The organism is Lysobacter sp. KACC 24251, assembly GCF_057747755.1.
In genome coordinates this window covers 2,089,981-2,109,766 of record NZ_CM173222.1, presented here as the reverse complement: position 1 = coordinate 2,109,766, position 19,786 = coordinate 2,089,981, and the positions used below count along the sequence as shown (strand labels likewise).

The window sequence follows — 19,786 nt, the reverse complement described above, 5'->3', positions numbered from 1 at the left end:
ATGCGCTTCGACATCATCAGCCTGTTTCCCGAGTTCGTCGCCCAGTGCGCCGCCGTTGGCGTGGTCGGGCGGGCAGGGGAGCGTGGCCTGCTGTCGGTGCATGGCTGGAACCCGCGCGATTACGCCGAGGGCAACTACCGCCGGGTGGACGACCGCCCCTTCGGCGGCGGCCCCGGCATGGTGATGATGATCGAGCCGCTGCGCGCCTGCCTGGCAGACGTGCGCGCGGCCGATCCCGCGCCCGCTCGCGTCGTCTACATGAGCCCGCAGGGCGCGCCGCTGACCCAGGCGAAGGTCCGCGAACTGGCCGCGCAGCCGCGGCTGGTGCTGGTCTGCGGGCGCTACGAAGGCGTGGACGAGCGCTTCCTGCAGGCCGAAGTCGACGAGGAGATCTCGATCGGCGACTACGTGCTTTCCGGCGGGGAGCTGGCGGCGGCGGTGGTGCTGGACGCGGTGGCCCGGCTGCAGGAGGGCGCCCTGAACGACGCCGAGTCGGCGGTGCAGGACAGCTTCGAGGACGGCCTGCTGGACTGCCCGCATTACACCCGCCCGGTGGAGCATCCGCTGGGCAACGTGCCGCCGGTCCTGCTCTCGGGCAACCACGCCGAGATAGCCAAGTGGCGCCGCCAGCAGTCGCTGGGGCGGACCTGGTTGCGCCGCCCGGACCTGCTGGACCAGACCACCCTGTCCAAAGCGGACCGCAAGCTGCTGGAGGCCTTCCGCGTGGCCCATCGAGCGGGCGCGGAAGGTGTCTCGAACGCTGCTGAGACTGGGGTTGGGGCAGACGCTGCTTCCGGCACCGCTTCGCTCGCCACGCCCAGTCCAACTCCAGATACGCCGCCCGCCGGCTAACTACTAGCCAGCAAAAGGAAAACGCCGCTATAATGCGCGGCTTAGCTACACCCTTGCTCCATCCAAAAGCTCCATCCACATGCCAGACGCGGGTCCACGTGCACTCGCGCTACAACGAATCCAACAGGCCGGACCATGAACAAGCCCTCGATCCACACGCTGCTGCAGACCTTTGAAGCCGAACAGATCCAGCGCAAGCTGCCCGACTTCGCCCAGGGCGACACCGTTGTCGTCAACGTCAAGGTGAAGGAAGGCAACCGTGAGCGCGTGCAGGCTTACGAGGGCGTGGTCATCGCCATCAAGAACGCCGGCCTGAACTCGTCGTTCACCGTGCGCAAGATCTCGCACGGCTTCGGCGTCGAGCGCGTGTTCCAGACCCACAGCCCGACCATCGACTCGGTCGAGGTCAAGCGCCGTGGTAAGGTCCGCGCCGGCAAGCTGTACTACCTGCGTGGCCTGGAAGGCAAGAAGGCGCGCATCAAGGAAGACCTGGCCGGCAACGCCAAGGCCAAGGCCGCTGCTGCCGCCGCTGCCGCCAAGTAATCCGCGCGTTCCATCGCGCAGCGAACGGCCGCCCCAGGGCGGCCGTTTTCGTTTCGTTTCCCCGATCCCGCTGGGAGGGTGAACGGACGCTTTGCGCGCTAGCTGCAACGGTTTGATACTGGCGCCATCGTCACCATCTCGTGCCCGTGAACCACGACATCGCTTCCGCCGCCGACACCGTCCGCCTGGACCTCTGGTTGTGGGCGGCACGCTTCTTCAAGACGCGCGCGCTTGCCAAGCACGCCATCGAGACCGGCAAGGTCGAGGTTGGCGGACAGCGGGCCAAGCCTTCGCGCGCCGTACGCGTGGGTGACGCGCTCAGGGTCAGTCGCGGGGAGGAAGTATTCATCGTCGAGGTTCGCGATCTTAGCGATACGCGCGGCCCGGCCAGCGCGGCCCAGCTGCTGTTTGCGGAAACCGAGGCCTCGCGCCTGCAGCGTGAGCAGGCGCGCGCATTGCGCATCGCCGAGCGTAATGGTTACCGCGCACCGGAGTCGAAGCCGGACAAGCGCGCACGGCGTCTGATCCGCGCGCTCGGCGACATCGACGCGATGTGAGCGGGCGAGGCGGCCAACCGACCGCCCGGTGGAGCATCGCCGCTCAGCGCTTGCCGCCCAGCATGCCGCCGCCGAGCTTGAGCAGGTCGCCCAAGCCCAACTGGCCGTCGCCATCCTGGTCCAGGACCGCGCCGAGCAGGCCGCCGCCCACGCCGCCTTGCTGGCGAATCTGCTGCTCTTCCTCTCCCAGGATGCTCCCCAGGCCCTGCGGCGATCGGGTGGCGGCCTGACCCTGGCCGAGCATGCGCTTGGCGAGGTACGCCATGACGATCGGCGCCAGGACCTTCAGCAACATGTTGGCCTTGTCGCCCTGCAGTCCGGTCGCGGCGCCAAGACCCTGGGCCGCGCCCTGCTGGCGGGCTCCGAAGATGTGGCCGAGGATCTGGTCCCCCTGTCCGCCGCCGCCCAGCACCGAGCCCAGTAGACCGCCCAGGTCGCTGCTGCCCGCATGGTCGCGCTCCAACGCGCCGAACAGGGATTCGGCTCCCGCGGGCTGGCTGGCGTTCCGGCCCAGCGCGCCCAGCAGCAGTGGGAGCGCTGCGGCGACCGCGCCCGAGGCCTGCGCCTGCGGAAGGCCCAGTTGCTGGCCGATCTGCTCGATCGGCTGGCCCTGTAGTTGGCTGAGAAGGTCGTTGGCGAGAGAGGTGCTCATCGTGGTCTTCCTTGGGGGTGAAACCCCATCCTAGCCCTTGGGCGCTGCGGTCATCGTGACGGCTGTCGGCGCCGCCGCTCGGGGGCTGTTGGCCGCCCGGATGACAGTTTGGCGTCGCTGTTATCAAGGTTTACGACTACCGGATGCCCGGATTGGCAGTCAACAACAACGGTGGCCCCATGGCAGATTGCGGTCCGCTCGGGATGTTGCAGCAGATGGCCGGTGGCTACTGTGTGGCGCGCTGCCTCCACGTTGTAGCGGAGTTGGGTGTGGCGGACGCGCTTGGTGAGCAGCCCAGGGATGCCGGTACGCTGGCAACGGCGGTTGGCGCCCATCGCGACGCCTTGGGCCGAGTGCTGCGCCTGCTCGCGGCCCACGGTGTGTTCGAGCTGCACCAAGGCCGCTTCCGGCACACGGCCGCGTCGCGCCTGTTGCGGGAGGACCATCCGGATTCGATGCGCGCGTTCGTGCGCCTGTTCGGCCTGCCGCTGTTCTGGGACGCATATGGGGTCTTCGGGCATTCGGTGCGCACCGGAGAGCCGTCAACTGAGTTGTTGTACCCCGAAGGCCTGTGGAGCTGGTTGTCGCATACGCCGGAGGCTGCGGCCATCTTCAATGCCGCGATGGCGGCCAAGGCCCGCGGGCAGGTGGCGGCCGTGCTGGCCGCCTATGACTTCCGGGCATTCGCATTGATCGGCGACATCGGTGGAGGCAGCGGTCACCTGTTGCGCGCGGTGTTGCAGGCCTGCCCCGAGGCCAAGGGCATCCTGTTTGACCTGCCGCATGTGGTGGCCACGGTTGAGCCCGCACCCCGCATGGCCTGCCAAGGGGGCGACTTCTTCATCGATCCGCTGCCCAGTTGCGATGCCTACCTGCTGATGGAGGTGGTCCATGACTGGGACGAGGACGAGGCGCTGGCGATCCTGAAGTCGGTGCGGCGCGCGGCCCCGCCGGCGGCGAAGCTGCTGCTGATCGAGGCGCTGATCCCCGACGTGCCGGGCCCGGATCCGGCGCGCATGCTGGACATTCACATGCTCGCCCTGGTGGGCGGCCGCCAACGAACCGCAAACGAGTATGCCTACCTGCTGCGCAGCGCGGGCTTCCAACTGCTGCGGACCGTGGACACCCACGGTGGCGTGTCGATCCTGGAGGCGGTGGCACGATGAGTGTGCCTCACCTCCATCGCGGCGGGGAGTCTGGGCTCCGGACTCGCGGCCAACGCTTCTGACCGTGGCGGCGTCAGCACACCTCAGGCCAGCGCTTTCAACCGGTACAACGCTTCCAGCGCCTGTTTCGGTGTCAGGTCGTCCGGGTCAATGGACGCCAGTGCATCCAGCGCTGCGGAATTCGGTGCGAACAGGCCAAACTGCTGCGGCTGGTCCAGTGCGGGCGCGCTCATGGACGGCGCCGGGGCATCCCGGTTCTGCCGCTCCAGTTCGGCCAGCCGGCCGCGCGCCTGCTTCACCACCGCCTTAGGCAGGCCGGCGAGGGCGGCCACCTGCAGGCCGAAACTGCGGTCGGCGGGTCCTTCCTTCACGGCATGCATGAACACCAGCTGGTCACCGTGTTCCACGGCATCCAGGTGCACGTTGGCGATGCCACTGCCCGGCTCCGCCAGGGTGGTCAGCTCGAAGTAGTGCGTGGCGAACAGCGTGTAAGCGCGATTGGCCTGCGCGAGGTGGCGCGCACAGGCCTCCGCCAGGGCCAGACCATCGTAGGTGGAAGTACCGCGGCCGATCTCATCCATCAGCACCAACGACTGGTCGGTGGCGTGATGCAGGATGTAGCTGGTCTCGCTCATCTCCACCATGAAGGTGGACTGGCCGCGGGCGAGGTCGTCGCCGGCACCGATGCGGGTCAGGATGCGGTCGATCGGGCCGATTTCGGCACGCGATGCCGGCACGAAGCTGCCGATGTGCGCCAGCAGCACGATCAGCGCGTTCTGGCGCATGTAGGTGCTCTTGCCGCCCATGTTCGGGCCGGTGATGACCAGCATGCGCCGACGACCAAGGGCGTCGCTGTCGCCCAACACCAGGTCGTTGGGCTCGAAGGGGTCCTTGCGCACGGCCTCGACCACCGGGTGGCGCCCGCGTTCGATGCGCAACCCGGGGTCGGTGCTGAGCTGCGGTTGCGACCAGTCCAGCGACTGCGCGCGCTGGGCAAAGCACACCAGCACGTCGAGCTCCGCCAACGCGCCGGCACAGCGCTTGAGGGGCTCAAGGCAGGCGTTGAGCACGTCGAGGATGCCTTCGTACAGCAGCCGTTCGCGCGCCAGCGAGCGCTCCCGCGCGGACAGCACCTTGTCCTCGAACTGCTTGAGCTCCTCGGTGATGTAGCGTTCGGCATTGGCCAGGGTCTGGCGACGCGTGTAATGCGTCGGCGCCCTTTCCGCCTGCGCCTTGCTGATCTCGATGTAGTAGCCGTGGACACGGTTGTAGCCCACCTTGAGGGTGGGAATGCCGCTGGCCTCGCGCTCGCGCGCCTCCAGGTCCACCAGGAACTGGTCGGCGTGGGTGGAGAGACGCCGAAGTTCGTCCAGTTCGTGGTCGTAGCCCTCGGCAAACACGCCGCCGTCGCGGGCAAGCACGGGGGGGTGCGGCACGATGGCGCCGCGCAGCAGGTAGGCCTGCTCGTCGTGTTCGCCCAGTTCGGTGGCAAGAGCGGCCAGAAGCGGAGAATCAAGAGGTGCCAGTTGCGCGCGCAGAGCCGGCAGCATGGCCAGGCCATCACGCAGGGTGGAGAGGTCACGCGGCCGCGCGCTGCGTAACGCGATGCGCGAGAGGATGCGTTCAAGGTCGCCGATGGCGCGGAATTCGTCGCGCAGCGTGTCGCCCGCCCGTGACTCCACGAGCGTGGCCACCGCGTGGTGGCGCTGGCGCAGCAGCGACTGTTCGCGCAACGGCCGGTGCAGCCAACGCCGCAGCAGGCGCCCGCCCATGGGCGTGATGGTGGTGTCCAGCACGCCCAGCAGCGTGTGCTTGCTGTCGCCGTCCACGCGGCTGTCCAACTCGAGGTGGCGGCGGGTGGCGGCATTCATCGCGATGGCGCCGTCTCCCGACTCCACCGCAATGGAGGTCAGGTGCGGCAGGCGCTGTTTCTGCGTCTCCTCGACGTAGCCCAACAGTGCGGCGGCAGCCGCGACCGACAGCGGCTTGTCCTCCAGCCCGAAGCCGGTCAAATCGTGCAGGTTGAAGAATCGCAGGAGCTGCCGGCGGCCGCTGTCGGAATCGAACAGCCACGGCGGCCGGCGGCGCATGCCCAGTCGGGTCTCGACGAAGTCCGGCCAGCCCTCCTCATCCGCCACCAGCGTTTCGGCCGGTTCCAGTCGTGCCAGCTCGGCTTCCAGTGCGTCCTCGCTGGCTACTTCGTTGACGAGGAACCGGCCGCCGGCAAGGTCGGCCCAGGCCAGGCCGTAACCAGTCTTTCCACGCGCGATCGCCAGCAGCAGGGTGTCGCGCCGCTCGTTGAGCAGGGCCTCGTCGGTCACCGTGCCGGGCGTGACGATGCGCACCACCTTGCGCTCGACGATGCCCTTGGCCAGCGCCGGATCCCCGATCTGCTCGCAGATCGCCACCGATTCACCCAACGCCACCAGCCGCGCGAGGTAACCCTCCGCCGCATGGTGCGGCACGCCGGCCATTGGTATCGGCTGCCCCGCGGAACTGCCGCGCTGGGTCAGGGTGATGTCCAGCAGCCGCGCGGCCTTGCGTGCATCGTCGTAGAACAGTTCGTAGAAGTCGCCCATACGGAAGAACAGGAGCACGTCGGGGTGCTCGGACTTCGCCGCGAAGAACTGTTTCATCAGCGGGGTATGCTCAGTGGCTCCCTTGGAAGCGCTTGAAGTTGCTGGTGTGTCTGACATTAAGGCGAGTTCTTCTCAGTAAAACGGCTATTTAGAGTGTTCGTGACAAGAAAGAAGCAGGAAAACTAGGGGTTTAAACGCATTTAGGTGAATCACTTCGGGCGGCAGTGGTGCTTGAAATCCTGCCTCTTGGCGTGGCAGAGTGTCCATATGGCGTCCACAAAGTCCCGAGGCTTATGCGGGTGGGTGTCCATAAGGCCATAGAGGGCTGCGATATGGGCACCAAAGAACAGAAGTATCGCCTGACCCAAGCGCAGTTGCGCGAACTCGACGTGGGCAGGCGCCCGAGCCATAGCGAAAGCGGCAAGGCGATCTTGGTCGAGAACAAGGACGGGAAGCCTTACCGCTTCCGCGACGGCACTCCTGGAGCGCCGATTGGGTTCGGTTTCTATGTCGGGCCCCAGGGGGCTTTCTACGAGGTCCGGATTAAGCACAACAAGGCCGCGAAGAGGATCAGCCTCGGGTCGGTCAATGATCTTTCCCTGGCGACGGCCCACGCGCTTGCCAGCGCCCAGCGGGCCCACATTCGCCAGACGGGCGAGGATCCGCGCGAACGCGTAAGGATCACCAGCGCCCAGCAGGCCATGAAGCGCAAGACCGTCAGGGAAGCGATGAAGGACTACATCGCCGATCTGGAAGACAAGCGCGTTGAAGGCAAGGTCAAGGCAAGCAGCGTCCGAGCGGTCGAACTGTCCTTGGAGCGGCTGGCCCGGGAAAAGGTCAAGTTGGCCGACAAGGAGATTGCCACTCTTCGCGATAAGGACGTGGTGGACGCCTGGTATGCCCTTCGCCACTCCTCAATGATGCTCTCCAACCGGCTATCTCCGCAGATCAAGACGCTGCTGGAGGGTCAGAAGGAGTGGTGGAAGCTCGACTTGGCAGCACTGGTCAAACTGGGGCTGCCGGCCAAGCAGGCCGCGCTGGCTAAGAGCGCGGGTCTGGCCGCGACGGAATACACCATGGGCGATGCCCGTCGAGCGGTGGATATGGCACTCAGTCAAGCCCGCAAACTTGCTGCGCAAACCGACCGTCAGCCCGCACTGGTCTACAACCCGTTCGAAGTCCTGAACGAGAAGGAGATGTTTCGTAGCAACTCAGAGCTCAATAAACACTACGAGCAGGCCAAGGTGCGAAACCCCCTGGGCATGGACGACGCCCAAACGGGCCAGCAGACCTTGCCGGCCGTGCTCAAAGCCCTCGTGGGGCGGCGAGCGCTTCAAGGTGGCAACAACGCAACCGGCGTGGACTATCTCTTACTCACGCTGCTTTGGGGCGCTCGACGAGGCGAAAGCTCCGCGGTCCGGTGGTTCGAAAATTGTTCCAAGGACGAGCTTGAACTCAACCTCGCGTCCTGGGTGTGGCTCACCCCGGAAAAGGAGGGTGTTGTCAACGACCAGGCCATCAACCCGGTTACCGGTTTTCGGGGCTCGCAAGTCTTCTTCCACGACACCAAATCGGGGGAGTTCCAGCTGTTGCCCGTCTCCTACTTCGCCGAGAGGATTTTGCGCTGGCGCTGGAAGACACGCGAACTGGAAATGAAAGACCTTCCGTTGCGGATCAACGCGGCCAAGAAGACCCTAGCCGACCAAAAGCGCCGACAGGCCGGCCCATACCCTATCGCTCGAACCGAGAAAGACATCGCGCAGATGGAATACCTCCTGGCGGCAACCGCCCGCTGGGTCTTTCCGGCACGTAATCAAAGCTCCAAGAGCGGGCACCACACCGACAGCAAAGCCATGCTTGAAAACATCCGGCTCGATGCCGGGCTGTTCAACCCTGAGAAGGGGGTCGACATCAACCTGACGCCTCACGATCTACGGCGGACCCTGGCCCGCGTGGCGGCTAAGCTCCTGCCGGGGCATAAGGTCAGTCAGCTACTCAACCACCACCCCGATACGGTGGACGATAAGGACAATGGCAAGCGTATCGCGAAGGTTACCGAGCGCTACAGCCAGCAGGACTGGCCGGAACTTCGGCGGATGATGGCGGTGTGCGAGGACGAAATCATTGGCAGTAGCCCTCGCGTCTGGAATAGTCTCAGGGGACCTGACCGGCCAGCCTTGGACGAGAAGGACGATCCGCCCTTGGAACTGCCAACGATCCGGCCCGGGAATGTCCGTCGCACGAAATACGCGCAAACCTGAGACAGTCAAAGCCGACCTGGCCGAGCGCCGGGCGGCTGCCGAGAAGCGCGCCAAAGCTCAGATCGCAGTCCTACACGCTGAAACGCTCCTGCGCCGTTGCCGGGACACTGCCGAGGCGCTGGAACGCCTGCAGATGCGCATGCCGCTCACTTTTGCAACGCTGGCCGACCTCATGGCTCCTCAGCCCTGGGCCGTTGCCGAAGGGGTGGTTCTCGGGCACCTGCTCACAATGGAGGAGGGTGCCTATCGCGCGGCGATCGACGCAGATGCTTATGACGTGTTCAGTCTGGATGGGGCCTTGCGCATGGATTGGGCCATTGCGGACGAATACGAGGCCTGGGCGCGGATCTACGCCGACACGCTGCGCACGCTCGTCGAGGAGACCGAGACGCTCGTCGAGACGTTCCGGCAGCGCGACCTGCTGCGGGAAACGACGGGCGAGGTGGGCGGAGGAGAGAAGGGGAGCGGCGGCAGGCTATGACGACCAATCGTTCGCTCGCCATGGAGGCAGGCTTTGAACAAGCGGTAAAGACCTACTTCGATGCAGCCATAAAGGCGGCAACCGCAGGGCACGCGACGCGGGCCCTCGAAGTCCAGCGAAGCGCCATGCTGACGACCAAGCGAGGGATGGGCGACATGCTCGCGATCCTCGACGAGCAGGACGCCGACTACGTGATGACGATTGGCATCGCGCAGTTCTACACCGGATGGGGTCCGGACACTTGGAAGCCCCGATCCAAGCACCCCCTCTATCCGTTTAAGGACAAGGTCAAGCAAGCCAGAAAGGGCTCAATCGATCAGTGGGTGCTCGCCTGCATTGAAAAGAAACACCCCGAAGAGTTCAAGGCGATGCGGGATCCGGACTGGGGGCGGGATCCGAGCACCTGGCATCCCTATCTGATGGATAAGGCAACGGGCGTTGTCGTGTGCGATGGACTGGTGTGCGGTATATCGAAAGACCACGTGGCCGCCGTTGCTGAGTCGGGCGGTGAGATCCGCATCCTTCGGCTTGATGACGCCCTATCTCAGCCTTGGCAAAGCGAGCCCATGCGCGCGATCTGGGCCAAGCACTACCGCCGCTACTTGGTCCGAATGACCAAGCTCGCTGAGAAGCAACTGGCAGCCTTTGACAAGAACCAAGTCGCGGCCGACTTGCAGCGAAAGACCGGCGCGGCCATCGGTAAGGGCGAGCCCATCCGCTTCTGATCCGTCGCCGGATCACACCTTTTCCAACCTGTCAAAGGGGCTCCCCCGGTATGTCCGGGTAGGGGGCGCGAGACCCTACGCTCGAAATCTGCCGCGGTGGTGGATATCGGAGATGACAGTGAAAGAGTTCACCAAGACGCATGTGGCTCGGCTGATTTCCGTGCTCTCAACCGCGCAAGCGGCCTAGTTCACGGGTGGACGTGAAAGCCCGTGAAGGGAGCGCTCACGAAAAATCTAGCCGTATCAGTGAGTTGTTTCCACTTCACGCCCTTTCACGACTTAACGGCCAGTTTGAACAATTTTCATAGCTTGAGTAATACGGGGGGCATCGAAGGCCCAGTCCTCCGGAAATTCAATTCTCGCGCGTAGGTTTCTTTATTTAGCCCGTTAAGTCGTGAAAGCCCGTGAAGTTCATACGTATCAACGCTTTAGCTTTCACGGGCTTTCACGTCTGCCCGTGAAGTGAAATGAGATCAAGAAAATCGATGTTTGGACGTTGACGGGTGGCGATCTTTTGCTTTGCTGGAAGTGTTCCTCAACAACGCAGGAAGACTTCATGAATACCGAGCAGCATGAGCAGAAGAACAACACCGCGAAAGAGACGAAAGAGAAGTTCTTCCAGTTCGCATGCGACGAAGCGTTTCTGGAACTTCTAGCTGCGCTGGCGAAGAAGCACCGTGCGAGTAAGGCGCATGTGGCGCGTCACGCCATCTTCCAGTTGGCAGAGAAAGAAGCGGTATCGATCTAAAAGAAAACCCCACCTGGCAGGGTGGGGTCTGGGGCACATCATTCTAGGGAGACGCGACATGGGGCACATGTCTACAACTACCATCGGGCAAAAATCGGCAACTGTCAACGTGGATCCGTTGGATCAGGTTGTAGAGATGCGACGTGCGTTCCGGCCTGTGATCAACGGGCAGGAATACCTGCATACGTCCTCTCCGGTCTACACCGAGAGTGCGACGCGGGCGGAGGTCAAGAAAGCGCTCAAGGCTGGTTTCGTGCTCGTGGTCGAGGCTGAGGCCAAGCAGAGCGAAGAGCTCCTGTATCAGTGGGAGCTTGAGGCCGACGACGACTTGCGCATTGGTGGCGAGGTCGAGAACGGGTTTGACAACTCGTTTTACCGCTGGACCCAAGACAAGAAGGGCGCCTGCTTTTGGCAGCCCCAGCCGGACGAGCGTTCGATCCATCACGCACTCGGCTGGCTCCGTGAGCATCGCCCTGAAAAATACAGCAAGGACAAGGCCGAGAAGATGGTCGATACCTCCCGCGCCGGCATGCTGCTCGATTACAACAAGACCCTGATCCAGTCGCCTATCGCGGAGGCGGTGGTGCTGGGTGTGCAAGGCGCTTATCTTTCCATCGATACCAAGACGGGCACTATCACCGCCAAGAGGCCGAACAAGGAGGACGGGCTGACGAGCTGCATCCCGGCCGACTTCGATTGGGATCGGGTGAAGCAGGATGGCACCTACACTCCGCGCCCGTTGGATCCGGAGAGCTACTTCGGACGCTACATCCTGACTTTTTTCCCCGATCCTGCTGTCCGCGCGCTGGCGCAGGAATGCTTGGCCTCGACCTTCCTCCCGGTCTGCTACGAGAAGATTTTCGTTCTCTATGGCGACGGGTCCAACGGCAAATCGACTTTCAACCACCTGTTGAGGGCGCTGCATCCGGGTCCGCGCACGGCCTCATTCAACATGTCCGAGCTCTCGGATCAATACGGCATTTCGAACTTTCTCGGAGCTCGGATCGCCACCTGCTCGGAATGCCCGAAGCACATCGACGACAACACGGCCAACCGCTTGAAGGCCCTCTCGTCGTGGGATCCGGTGCCGCTTAACCGCAAATACAAGGATCGCGTGACCATCGTTGCCCGGATTACCGCATGGCTTCTGACCAACCACGTCATCACTTTCCAGGACCACACCTACGGCATGCAGCGCCGTCTCCTGTATATCCCTTTTCAGTTCCGCATGCCGGACGGAGATCCGCGCCGCATTACCGATTACCACTTGCTCATCACCGGCAACCCGGCGGAAATGTCGGGTTTGATGGATTGGATGCTTGAAGGGGCAGTTCGGCTGGTGCAGCGTGGCGCGCTGCCTCCGGCACCGGATGCGGTCAAGGCGCTTGCGGCGAAGGTCGCTTTGCAGACCAATCCCGTGTTGGCGTTCCTTGATGAAGAGGAAGCGACAGTCACCGAGACCCACTGGACGAAGAAGGACGATGTCTACGAGGCCTTCGTTAAGTTCTGCGTAAAGCGTGGCAACAAGCAGTGCTCGGATCAGAAGTTCTGGGAGCAGGTCAAGGCGAAGTTCCAAAACACGCCCTACGACACGAGGCAAATGACCTGCGACAAGGAAAAGAAGGTGCGGCGCTTCGTTTCCATGAGGTTCAATGATGTTCCTGGGGTTACGGCGATGCAGGCTGCCAAGGTCCAGGCCAAGCAGAAGCGTGTGGAGAAGGAAATCGAGCAGGTCTTCAACAATCAGGTGCCCGATCCCGTTACTGCCAGCTGGGAGGCTGCATGATCAACGATGAGACTCCCGACTACCCCAGCCTCGAAACCCAGCTGTTCCATGCCATTGCTATCGACGATTGTTGTCGCGCCTTCGACCTCATTCGGGCGGGTGCCGATCTGTCAGCCTTCGATTGGTTCGGATGGACGCCGCTCCAATGTGCCGAGACCTACGAGATGGTCGAGCTCCTGATCCAAAATGGGGCCGACCCCGATCAGCTGGACAACAAGGGGAGAACTGCTTGGAAAACCGCTTCGCCGAAGGTGCGGGACTTCATCTTTAAAGCTCAGTTCAATGTCGCTTTCGACGCTCTGGCCGCGGCAACACTCGATTTATCTCGCACTGCCACTTCTCGCAGGCTCTAAAACGTTGACGCGCACGGCTTCGGTGGTAATTGTGGTGTATCTCCATCCGTTTCTCCGTCATGCACACAACCGCGCTCCATCAAGCGCCAAACCACACTTATTAGTGATCCTGAAACCATGACGAAGCGCTTTCCGACTAATGATGAAATCCACCGCTGGTTATCCGATACCGCCAGCGGCGATTTGCAGGCGGTGGAAGCCTTCCTCGACCGTGGGTTCAATGTGGACTCAACTCCAAATGAAACCTGCGAGACAGCGTTGATTGTCGCGTCGGGTAGAGGGCACGAGCAGATCGTTGATCTGCTGATTGCACGTGGGGCAAATGTAAATCTGTCCAACGAACATGACGCTTCGGCACTTCATTTTGCCGCATTCAACAACCAAGCCACGATTGCCCAAAAGTTGATCGACGCTGGCGCAACGGTGGATGCCGTGGATGATTTCGGCCGATCGGCGCTTCATTACTCTGCGGAGAGCCGACAACGCGACGACACGACCCGTTTGCTTATCCAGAATGGCGCGGATCCGTCGATTCGGGACCTTGAAGGCGTTACGCCGTGGAACGTCGCCAAGGGGCGGACGACGGAGGACGTGATGCGCGCGGAAGTTCAGGCGCGAAAGCTCTCCGAAGCAACGCCAGACATCCTCTCCCGCGACCCTCGCTCCATGCTCGCCGGCATGAACCACGATCAAGCTCCAGTCGCATCCAAGGCGCGCCGCCTATAACGTTGACGCGCGCGGCCCGGGCCTTAGCCTATCGTTAGATCAATGTTCAACGCCTATTTGGCGGTTTCCTAAGCCATTTATGGAGGTTGAGCTATGTTCCATTTTGTTCGAAAAATCGATGACGATCTATTCCAGGCAGCGAGGCGTGGCGAAGTCGGAGAATGTCGATCCCTGATCTCGAACGGAGCCGATCCGAGGGGGCAAATGCTGCATGAGTTGGTTCATGAGCTGATGCTCAACGGTGGGAACGAGCAGACCGTTGAAGTATTTCAGGCCCTTGTAGATGGCGGCGCCGATCCAAATGCACGGGATTACTACGGGCGAACGCCCTTGTATGCGTCAGTCGAAAATGAGAATAGTGAAGCGGTCTATGCCCTGGCATGTATAGGAGCGGATCCTGAGGCTACCTCTAAGGTGTATGTTCGAGAAACATACGATGGCGAATACCGAGATCAATATTGGTCCCTGGAACCAACAGGGTCTGACGGCGAAGTTGAAAAGGATCTATCCACGCCGCGGGAGCTCGCTTACAAAGCCGGTCAATCAGATTGGTTTGAAGCGAATATGGCGGCGGGTCAAGCCCGAAGGCTCTCCGAGGCTACGCCCTCCATCCTCTCCCGCGACCCTCGCTCCATGCTCGCCGGCATGAACCACGATCAAGCTCCCGTCGCCTCCAAAGCGCGCCGCCTCTGACGTTGACGCGAGAGGATCTCCAACTACACGTTGGAGATGTCGAGAGAGAAATACACCCCCCGCAAGCGCTACCTCTACGCCTTGATGTTCGACCACAAGCGGGTCTACATCGGCCAGTCGATCGATCTTCGGCGTCGCAATCGAGAGCACGAACGCGATTGGTCCTGGCCGTTCAAGATGGTGCCGCTCGGCTCCTTGATCGGAACCCGCGCTGACGCTGAGGAATACGAATACGCCTGGCGTTACCGTGCTGGGCGGGAGGGCTTCCGGGTCCTCTGTAAGGCCCAGGACGGCCACGACATCTTCGAGATTGATCCGAGGCAGCGCATGGACCGCCATAGACTGCGGATTGCCTCAACGCTCAAATGGCCCGCCGAGCACAAGCGCAAGCTCCGGTGGTGGCCGTGGCTGGCGGGCGCAGCACTCTTGCTCCTGCTGCACCTGATCCGCTGATATCAGGTGATATCACTTGCCACGTCTCATACCCTGCGATCCATTATTGCCAGCGTTGACGCACCGCCATTCCTGCCGATACTGATCCCATGAAGCTCCTCCAAGTTCCCTTCGACGAGAAAGACCAAGCCAAGGCCCTCGGGGCCAAATGGGACGCAGCCGCGCGGCAATGGTTCGTGCCCGATGGGCTCGACGAGTCAGCTTTCGCGCAGTGGTTCCCCGCCGATCTGCCTCTGGCCTCTGGCGGGGAGGGCACGCTAAGGGCCGAGCGCTTCGCACTGCTGACCGGCACCGTTGCCTGCTGGAAGTGCAAGAAGCAGACCCGTGCCTCCACGCTGCTCCTGCGTGGCTACACCGAAGAGGACGAGGACGGCAACGAGCTCGACGAGCGCCAAGACGCCGTTCTGTCCGCCATCCTGGCGCTGGATCCGGCCACGCGAAAGGTGTTTACAGATGCGGCGCCGTGGATGCGCCCCGGCCATAGCAAGACCCGCGATCAGGTCTATCTCGCGGCCCACTGCGAGCACTGCAATGCCTTGCAGGGCGCATGGTTCCTCTCCGAGCCCGGTAGCGCCTTCTTCCCCCAGTCGCCGCAGGAAGCCGCGCGTCTTTCGGTTCAGTGGTTCCATCAGCCTGTCACCGCGGAAGGCAGCCCCAGCTGGTCCAGTTGGACGGATTGGGTCGAGGGCCCCTAAGTCGCAAGCCCAATTCTCCCGTGGCGCCGGGCGCTCTCGTCGGGGGAGCGTGCGGGCCTGTCTGTGGCTGCAACCCAAGGGGTTTTCCAATCGGCTCGCCGTTAGACCCTGCGGGCCACTGGCCTCATTCCAACCTGCGGTGCATCCCATCCCGAGCGGCCCTGCCATTCCACCCCACGAGCGCCACGGCGGCGCGATTGGGAGAAAGCGATGGGCTACGCACGCGACAACCAGGGCGTCTATCGCCTGAGCAATCCGATGACCGAGGAAGACCTGCTGGCGGCTGCCGCCGATGTCTTGAAGCGTCGGCTGCTCGATGGACCGAAGATCTCTGACCCGCAGGACGCCGGTAAGCTCTTCCAGGTGCGGCTGGCGGGCCTCGATCACGAGCGCTTCGAGGTGGCCTACCTCAGTTCGCGCCATCAAGTAATCGCAGTGGAAACGCATTCGATTGGCTCGCTCGACGGCGCAGAGATTCATCCGAGGGAAATTTTGAAGGCCGCATTGAAGCACGGCGCAGCTGCCTGCATCCTGGCCCACAACCACCCGTCGCATAACACCGAGCCGAGTGCGGCGGACAGGGCGGTAACGGCACGCTTGAAGCAAGCTTTGGCACTGATCGATTGCCGAGTGCTCGACCACTTCGTTGTCGGTGCTGACGGCTGGACGTCGATGGCGGCGAGGGGATGGGTCTAGCCCATCCTTACGTTGACACGAGCCGTTCCTTGGCTACTGTCAATGTGCAGTCCATTTTCCACTCCGTTAGGTGGACAGCATGAAGCTCGGCGCGTGGAGCCCGCCGGGCTTCGCCTTTTTCTGCACTCTGATTACGTCGTTGTAAGCACTACATCTTTCGTGCCACTGGTGCCGCAGGCACCGATGACATCGGCAGGCACGCTAGTCTTTGTAAGCGAAGTAGCGCCAACCACAACCGTGTCGAAGTTCGACAGCACGCCGGGAATGAGCTTCTGGCAGATATCGAAGGGCATCGCCTCATAGGTGAGCGCGAACGCCGTGCCGCCACCTCCACCTGCAACGGTTTCAAGCGCAACGCCACCACCCCACGAACTGGTGATGACGGCCGTGCCTGAAAAGTCCCCACCGTTCATTGAGTTTGGGATGCCGCGAGCCTGGTTGACGATCGGAAGCAGGTCGGTGCCTGCCGCCCCATAGCGCCCCTGGTAGAGGTTCTTGGTCGCAGCGGTGATGCTCATGATGTTCGATTGCTCCGTGTTAGCCCGAGAGCTCGACATGACTTGCGGATAGATGATGAAGGCAGCAATAGCAAGGATCGCGATGATCCCGAGCACCAGCAGCACTTCGACGAGGGAGAAGCCCCTCTGTTGATAGGTTTTCATGACAACTCCAAATGGCGGAAAGAAATCGCCGCTCGGCCTGCTGGTCAGGCAAGGGAGTGCATGAACTCCAAGTTTCCGAACTGCCTACCGACGTTATGGAGGTAATCCACGCTGTCAAGCAAAACGGCTACGTTGACGCGAGCGGCTGGCGAGGTAGACGTGGTGTATCCCCCACGGAAATCCACTCATGAGATACACCTGCATCGCGATCGCCGCGCTTCTATTTGCCTCACCGGCCATCGCTGACGAGGCCGTTTATGACCTGGGCACCATGAAGCTTGCTTCCAAGCAAGCCTTCCTCATGGCGAACTCGGCGCGCGTCTGGGCCAAGGCCACGGGGAGCAAGGAATGCATGGCAACTGCGCACGAAGCTATGACCCGCGCCGCCGATGCGGCTCTGTTTACCATCCAGGCCATTGATAGCGACGATCAGGAGGTAGAGGACAGGGCCATACGGAACGGCAGGATTAACGCCAACCGTTCAGTGAAGCTTTCCGCAAGTTGCCTGCAACCCAACTACAAGTTGCCCGTCCAAGTCGTTATCCCTTACGGGGTGCACGAGGTCGAAGAGGTGCGCCCATGAGCCCCTCCACCCTCTTCGCCGTATGGCCCGACCGCAACCACCCTTGGGAAAGCCTTCTCGTCTCAGCCGAAGAAGGCCAGGTCGGCATCGACGCCATCCACACGTTCTTCCCTGATCTCATGCTCGCCGCAAATGGCCGCGAGCTAATGGTTAGCATCCAACGGTTCAGGACCGCGAGGCGCCTCTACCACTGGTCCGCGATGCAGCGGCACGGCAAGCAGTATCTCTTCGTTGTCATCGAAGACGGAAAGCCGGTGGGCCTGGTCAATGTGCGCTCGGAGAAGGCAGCCGATGCGCTCACCGTTGCAAGCCGGGCCTACCCCGGCGCCAAGTTTCAGCCGCTCGGAGATCTGGCCCAGTATGTGGAGTTGGCGGCGCGGATGGCGAATGTAATGGAGGGCAGGGGCAGCGTCGATTGGGATCTGGTATCCAGCTCAGGGGCTTATGGACAACGCATCCACACGGTTTAGCTAGACGGTTGCGTCATGACGCGTGTTCCTGAAAAATCCCGGGCAGGAACCCCGTTTGATTGAAAGACGTTGATCCATGGCCTACTTGCCGCTTGAACACAAGTATCTAATCCAATCTTCCTATGTCCGGTATCGGGAGCTTGCCAAGGAGATTCCGGATATCGATCGGCAAGTGCTGCTCTTGCAATGGGTGCACTGGGGCAGCGTGGCGGGCTTGATCTGGGGGTTGGTCCGGGAGGTGCTGGACAAGCCAGGCCTGCCCAATGCCGTCGGTGGGCTGTTGCTCCTAGGGCTTATTTTTGGCTGGGCAGCTAAATCTGACGCCAAGAAGAAGCAGAGGAAGCTTTTTACGGAGAAGCACGAGATCTGGAAGGCGATGGACGACCTTGGTGTGCATTTCCCCCTCTCGAGTGTCAGCACCCACGTGTATGCGGGAAGCATTGCCGACGAGAACATTGTCTCCCCGCTTCACGACAGCTCCTATCGCTGACCGCTTCCCGCCGCAGAGGTGGGAAAAAACCCTACTAACGCGCCCCCCTCAAGCCAACGTCCCTGCGGCATAATCGGGGGGTCTAAGGGGGTGCCTGATGCCGTGGTTGGAGTGGCTGGATCGCAAGCAGGATGTAGGGAAGGCGGGGCAGGCCCCGTATCGATTGCTCGAGCCGGTCCACAAGCTGGACGCCGGTGCCGAAGACGCCCCGAACATGCTTATCGAGGGCGACAACCTGGACGCCTTGAAGGCGCTGTTGCCCTACTATGGGGGGCAGGTCAAGTGTATCTTCATCGATCCGCCTTACAACACCAAAAGTGCGTTCGAGCAATATGACGACAACTTGGAGCACGCTCAGTGGTTGTCGTTGTTGTATCCGCGCTTGGAGTTGCTGCGGAACCTGATGCGTCAGGACGGCTCGATTTGGATCACGATAGACGACAATGAAGCCCATTACCTGAAAGTCATTTGCGATGAGGTCTTTGGACGCAAGAACTTCATTGCCAATGTCATATGGCGCAAGAACTACGCCCCGAAATCTTCGGCGCGGCATTTCTCGGTTGATCATGACCACATCCTGGTCTACGCCAAGGACGCTGATCAGTGGGTGCCGAACTTGGTCAAGCGCAGCGCCGCGCAGGACAAGATCTACAAGAACCCCGACAACGATGCGCGGGGCCTTTGGCGACCGGACAATCTGACAGCTCGCAACGCATACAGCCTAGGCACCTACGGGTTGACCACACCCGGCGGGCGTGTCATCGCGGGCCCGCCGAAAGGTCGCTACTGGGCCATATCCAAAGCGAAGATGGACGAGTTGGATCGAGACGGCAGGATCTGGTGGGGCAGCGACGGGAACAATGTTCCCGCCCTTAAACGCTTTCTTTCGGAGGTCAAGCAAGGTCGGGTTCCCCAGACCTATTGGTCATGGGAGGAGGTCGGGCACACCCAGGATGCCAAGAAAGAAAGCGTGCTGCTATTCGGTAGCGCACCCTTTGGCACTCCAAAACCCGAAAAGCTGATGCAACGGATCGTGGAGATTGCCACCAATGAAGGCGACATTGTCCTCGATAGCTTCTTGGGCTCGGGCACGACCGCGGCCGTCGCTCACAAGATGGGTCGGCAATGGATCGGCATCGAAATGGGCGATCACGCCCGGACCCATTGCCAGCCACGCATGGTGAAAGTCATCGACGGCGAACAGGGCGGCATCTCAAAGGATGTTCAGTGGCACGGCGGTGGCGGTTTCCGCTACTACAAGCTCGGCCCCGCGGTGTTCGATGACGAAGGCCGCATCCGGGAGGGCATCAAGTTCGAATGGCTGGCCGCTCACATCTGGTTCGCTGAAACCGGCACGGCGCGGTCTACTCGCGCCAAGAAGTCCCCATTCTTGGGCGAGCATGACGGCACCGGCTACTACCTGCTTTACAACGGGATCTTGGGCGACAAGAGCGTGGCGGGCGGCAACGTCCTGACCTTGAAGCTTTTGTCGGAGTTGCCGGCACACGAAGGCCGCAAGGTTATCTACGGCGAAGCCACCCGGTTGAGCCCCGAACGGTTGGCAAGTCTCGGGATCGTGTTCAAGCAAACCCCCTACGACATCAAGGCGCGCTGA

At 62.1% G+C, this 19,786-nt stretch carries 21 protein-coding genes and 1 pseudogene; 19 read left to right on the top strand and 3 right to left on the bottom strand.

Going from position 1 to position 19,786, the window contains the following annotated elements:
• The 3 genes and pseudogenes from trmD to AC3ARF_RS09930 all read left to right on the top strand — a co-directional run.
• Positions 1-723 (top strand): annotated as a pseudogene (trmD, locus tag AC3ARF_RS09940) (tRNA (guanosine(37)-N1)-methyltransferase TrmD); the annotation flags it as partial.
• 264 nt (positions 724-987) lie between these two features.
• Complete coding sequence (gene rplS, locus AC3ARF_RS09935; RefSeq protein ID WP_498927509.1) at positions 988-1,395, top strand: 50S ribosomal protein L19; 408 nt, start codon at positions 988-990, stop codon at positions 1,393-1,395.
• 146 nt (positions 1,396-1,541) lie between these two features.
• Complete coding sequence (locus AC3ARF_RS09930) at positions 1,542-1,952, top strand: RNA-binding S4 domain-containing protein (RefSeq protein WP_498927507.1); 411 nt, start codon at positions 1,542-1,544, stop codon at positions 1,950-1,952.
• A 43-nt stretch (positions 1,953-1,995) separates the two neighbouring features.
• On the opposite strand, the gene AC3ARF_RS09925 is transcribed toward AC3ARF_RS09930, so the two are convergent.
• Positions 1,996-2,604: a DUF937 domain-containing protein gene (locus AC3ARF_RS09925; protein ID WP_498927505.1), complete on the bottom strand. Its 609-nt coding sequence runs from the start codon at positions 2,602-2,604 to the stop codon at positions 1,996-1,998.
• Positions 2,605-2,783: 179 nt separating this feature from the next.
• Between AC3ARF_RS09925 and AC3ARF_RS09920 the strand changes: the two genes are divergently transcribed.
• Positions 2,784-3,770, top strand: coding sequence for a methyltransferase (locus tag AC3ARF_RS09920; protein ID WP_498927503.1), 987 nt, complete (start codon positions 2,784-2,786; stop codon positions 3,768-3,770).
• 83 nt (positions 3,771-3,853) lie between these two features.
• On the opposite strand, the gene mutS is transcribed toward AC3ARF_RS09920, so the two are convergent.
• Positions 3,854-6,466 (bottom strand): DNA mismatch repair protein MutS, encoded by a 2,613-nt coding sequence (gene mutS, locus AC3ARF_RS09915; protein ID WP_498927501.1) that lies wholly within the window; start codon positions 6,464-6,466, stop codon positions 3,854-3,856.
• A 215-nt stretch (positions 6,467-6,681) separates the two neighbouring features.
• Between mutS and AC3ARF_RS09910 the strand changes: the two genes are divergently transcribed.
• The 11 genes from AC3ARF_RS09910 to AC3ARF_RS09860 all read left to right on the top strand — a co-directional run bounded on the left by AC3ARF_RS09910 (position 6,682) and on the right by AC3ARF_RS09860 (position 15,966).
• The gene (locus tag AC3ARF_RS09910; protein ID WP_498927499.1) at positions 6,682-8,610 is read left to right on the top strand and encodes an integrase arm-type DNA-binding domain-containing protein; all 1,929 of its coding nucleotides are present in this window, start codon (positions 6,682-6,684) and stop codon (positions 8,608-8,610) included.
• Positions 8,579-9,091 carry a hypothetical protein gene (locus AC3ARF_RS09905; RefSeq protein ID WP_498927497.1) on the top strand — a complete coding sequence of 171 codons (513 nt, stop codon included), beginning with the start codon at positions 8,579-8,581 and terminating at the stop codon, positions 9,089-9,091. Before AC3ARF_RS09910 ends, AC3ARF_RS09905 begins: the two co-directional genes overlap by 32 nt.
• Positions 9,088-9,816: a hypothetical protein gene (locus AC3ARF_RS09900; RefSeq protein ID WP_498927495.1), complete on the top strand. Its 729-nt coding sequence runs from the start codon at positions 9,088-9,090 to the stop codon at positions 9,814-9,816. Before AC3ARF_RS09905 ends, AC3ARF_RS09900 begins: the two co-directional genes overlap by 4 nt.
• 556 nt (positions 9,817-10,372) lie before the next feature.
• Positions 10,373-10,564 carry a hypothetical protein gene (locus AC3ARF_RS09895; RefSeq protein WP_498927493.1) on the top strand — a complete coding sequence of 64 codons (192 nt, stop codon included), beginning with the start codon at positions 10,373-10,375 and terminating at the stop codon, positions 10,562-10,564.
• A gap of 58 nt (positions 10,565-10,622) precedes the next feature.
• Entirely contained in the window at positions 10,623-12,350 is a 1,728-nt protein-coding gene (locus tag AC3ARF_RS09890) for a phage/plasmid primase, P4 family (RefSeq protein ID WP_498927491.1), read from the top strand.
• Positions 12,347-12,703 (top strand): hypothetical protein, encoded by a 357-nt coding sequence (locus tag AC3ARF_RS09885; protein ID WP_498927489.1) that lies wholly within the window; start codon positions 12,347-12,349, stop codon positions 12,701-12,703. The genes AC3ARF_RS09890 and AC3ARF_RS09885 overlap by 4 nt, the downstream gene beginning before the upstream one ends.
• 117 nt (positions 12,704-12,820) lie before the next feature.
• Complete coding sequence (locus AC3ARF_RS09880; RefSeq protein ID WP_498927487.1) at positions 12,821-13,429, top strand: ankyrin repeat domain-containing protein; 609 nt, start codon at positions 12,821-12,823, stop codon at positions 13,427-13,429.
• Positions 13,430-13,522: 93 nt separating this feature from the next.
• A complete protein-coding gene (locus AC3ARF_RS09875) occupies positions 13,523-14,122 on the top strand; it encodes an ankyrin repeat domain-containing protein (RefSeq protein ID WP_498927485.1) in 600 nt (199 codons plus the stop codon).
• Between the two features lie 36 nt (positions 14,123-14,158).
• Positions 14,159-14,575: a GIY-YIG nuclease family protein gene (locus AC3ARF_RS09870; protein ID WP_498927483.1), complete on the top strand. Its 417-nt coding sequence runs from the start codon at positions 14,159-14,161 to the stop codon at positions 14,573-14,575.
• A gap of 89 nt (positions 14,576-14,664) precedes the next feature.
• Complete coding sequence (locus tag AC3ARF_RS09865) at positions 14,665-15,270, top strand: DUF5710 domain-containing protein (protein WP_498927481.1); 606 nt, start codon at positions 14,665-14,667, stop codon at positions 15,268-15,270.
• Between the two features lie 210 nt (positions 15,271-15,480).
• A complete protein-coding gene (locus AC3ARF_RS09860) occupies positions 15,481-15,966 on the top strand; it encodes a JAB domain-containing protein (RefSeq protein ID WP_498927479.1) in 486 nt (161 codons plus the stop codon).
• Positions 15,967-16,097: 131 nt separating this feature from the next.
• Here the strand turns inward: AC3ARF_RS09860 and AC3ARF_RS09855 are convergent, their stop codons facing one another.
• Positions 16,098-16,628 (bottom strand): type 4 pilus major pilin, encoded by a 531-nt coding sequence (locus tag AC3ARF_RS09855; RefSeq protein ID WP_498927478.1) that lies wholly within the window; start codon positions 16,626-16,628, stop codon positions 16,098-16,100.
• 187 nt (positions 16,629-16,815) lie between these two features.
• Here AC3ARF_RS09855 and AC3ARF_RS09850 point away from each other — a divergent pair, with 187 nt between their 5' ends.
• The 4 genes from AC3ARF_RS09850 (at position 16,816) to AC3ARF_RS09835 (ending at position 19,786) form a co-directional block, all read left to right on the top strand.
• Positions 16,816-17,211, top strand: a complete 396-nt coding sequence (locus AC3ARF_RS09850; RefSeq protein WP_498927476.1) for a hypothetical protein — start codon at positions 16,816-16,818, stop codon at positions 17,209-17,211.
• Positions 17,208-17,681: a hypothetical protein gene (locus AC3ARF_RS09845; protein ID WP_498927475.1), complete on the top strand. Its 474-nt coding sequence runs from the start codon at positions 17,208-17,210 to the stop codon at positions 17,679-17,681. The genes AC3ARF_RS09850 and AC3ARF_RS09845 overlap by 4 nt, the downstream gene beginning before the upstream one ends.
• Before the next feature lie 76 nt (positions 17,682-17,757).
• On the top strand, positions 17,758-18,171 hold the full coding sequence (locus tag AC3ARF_RS09840) for a hypothetical protein (RefSeq protein WP_498927473.1): 414 nt from the start codon (positions 17,758-17,760) through the stop codon (positions 18,169-18,171).
• A 97-nt stretch (positions 18,172-18,268) separates the two neighbouring features.
• A complete protein-coding gene (locus AC3ARF_RS09835) occupies positions 18,269-19,786 on the top strand; it encodes a site-specific DNA-methyltransferase (protein WP_498927471.1) in 1,518 nt (505 codons plus the stop codon).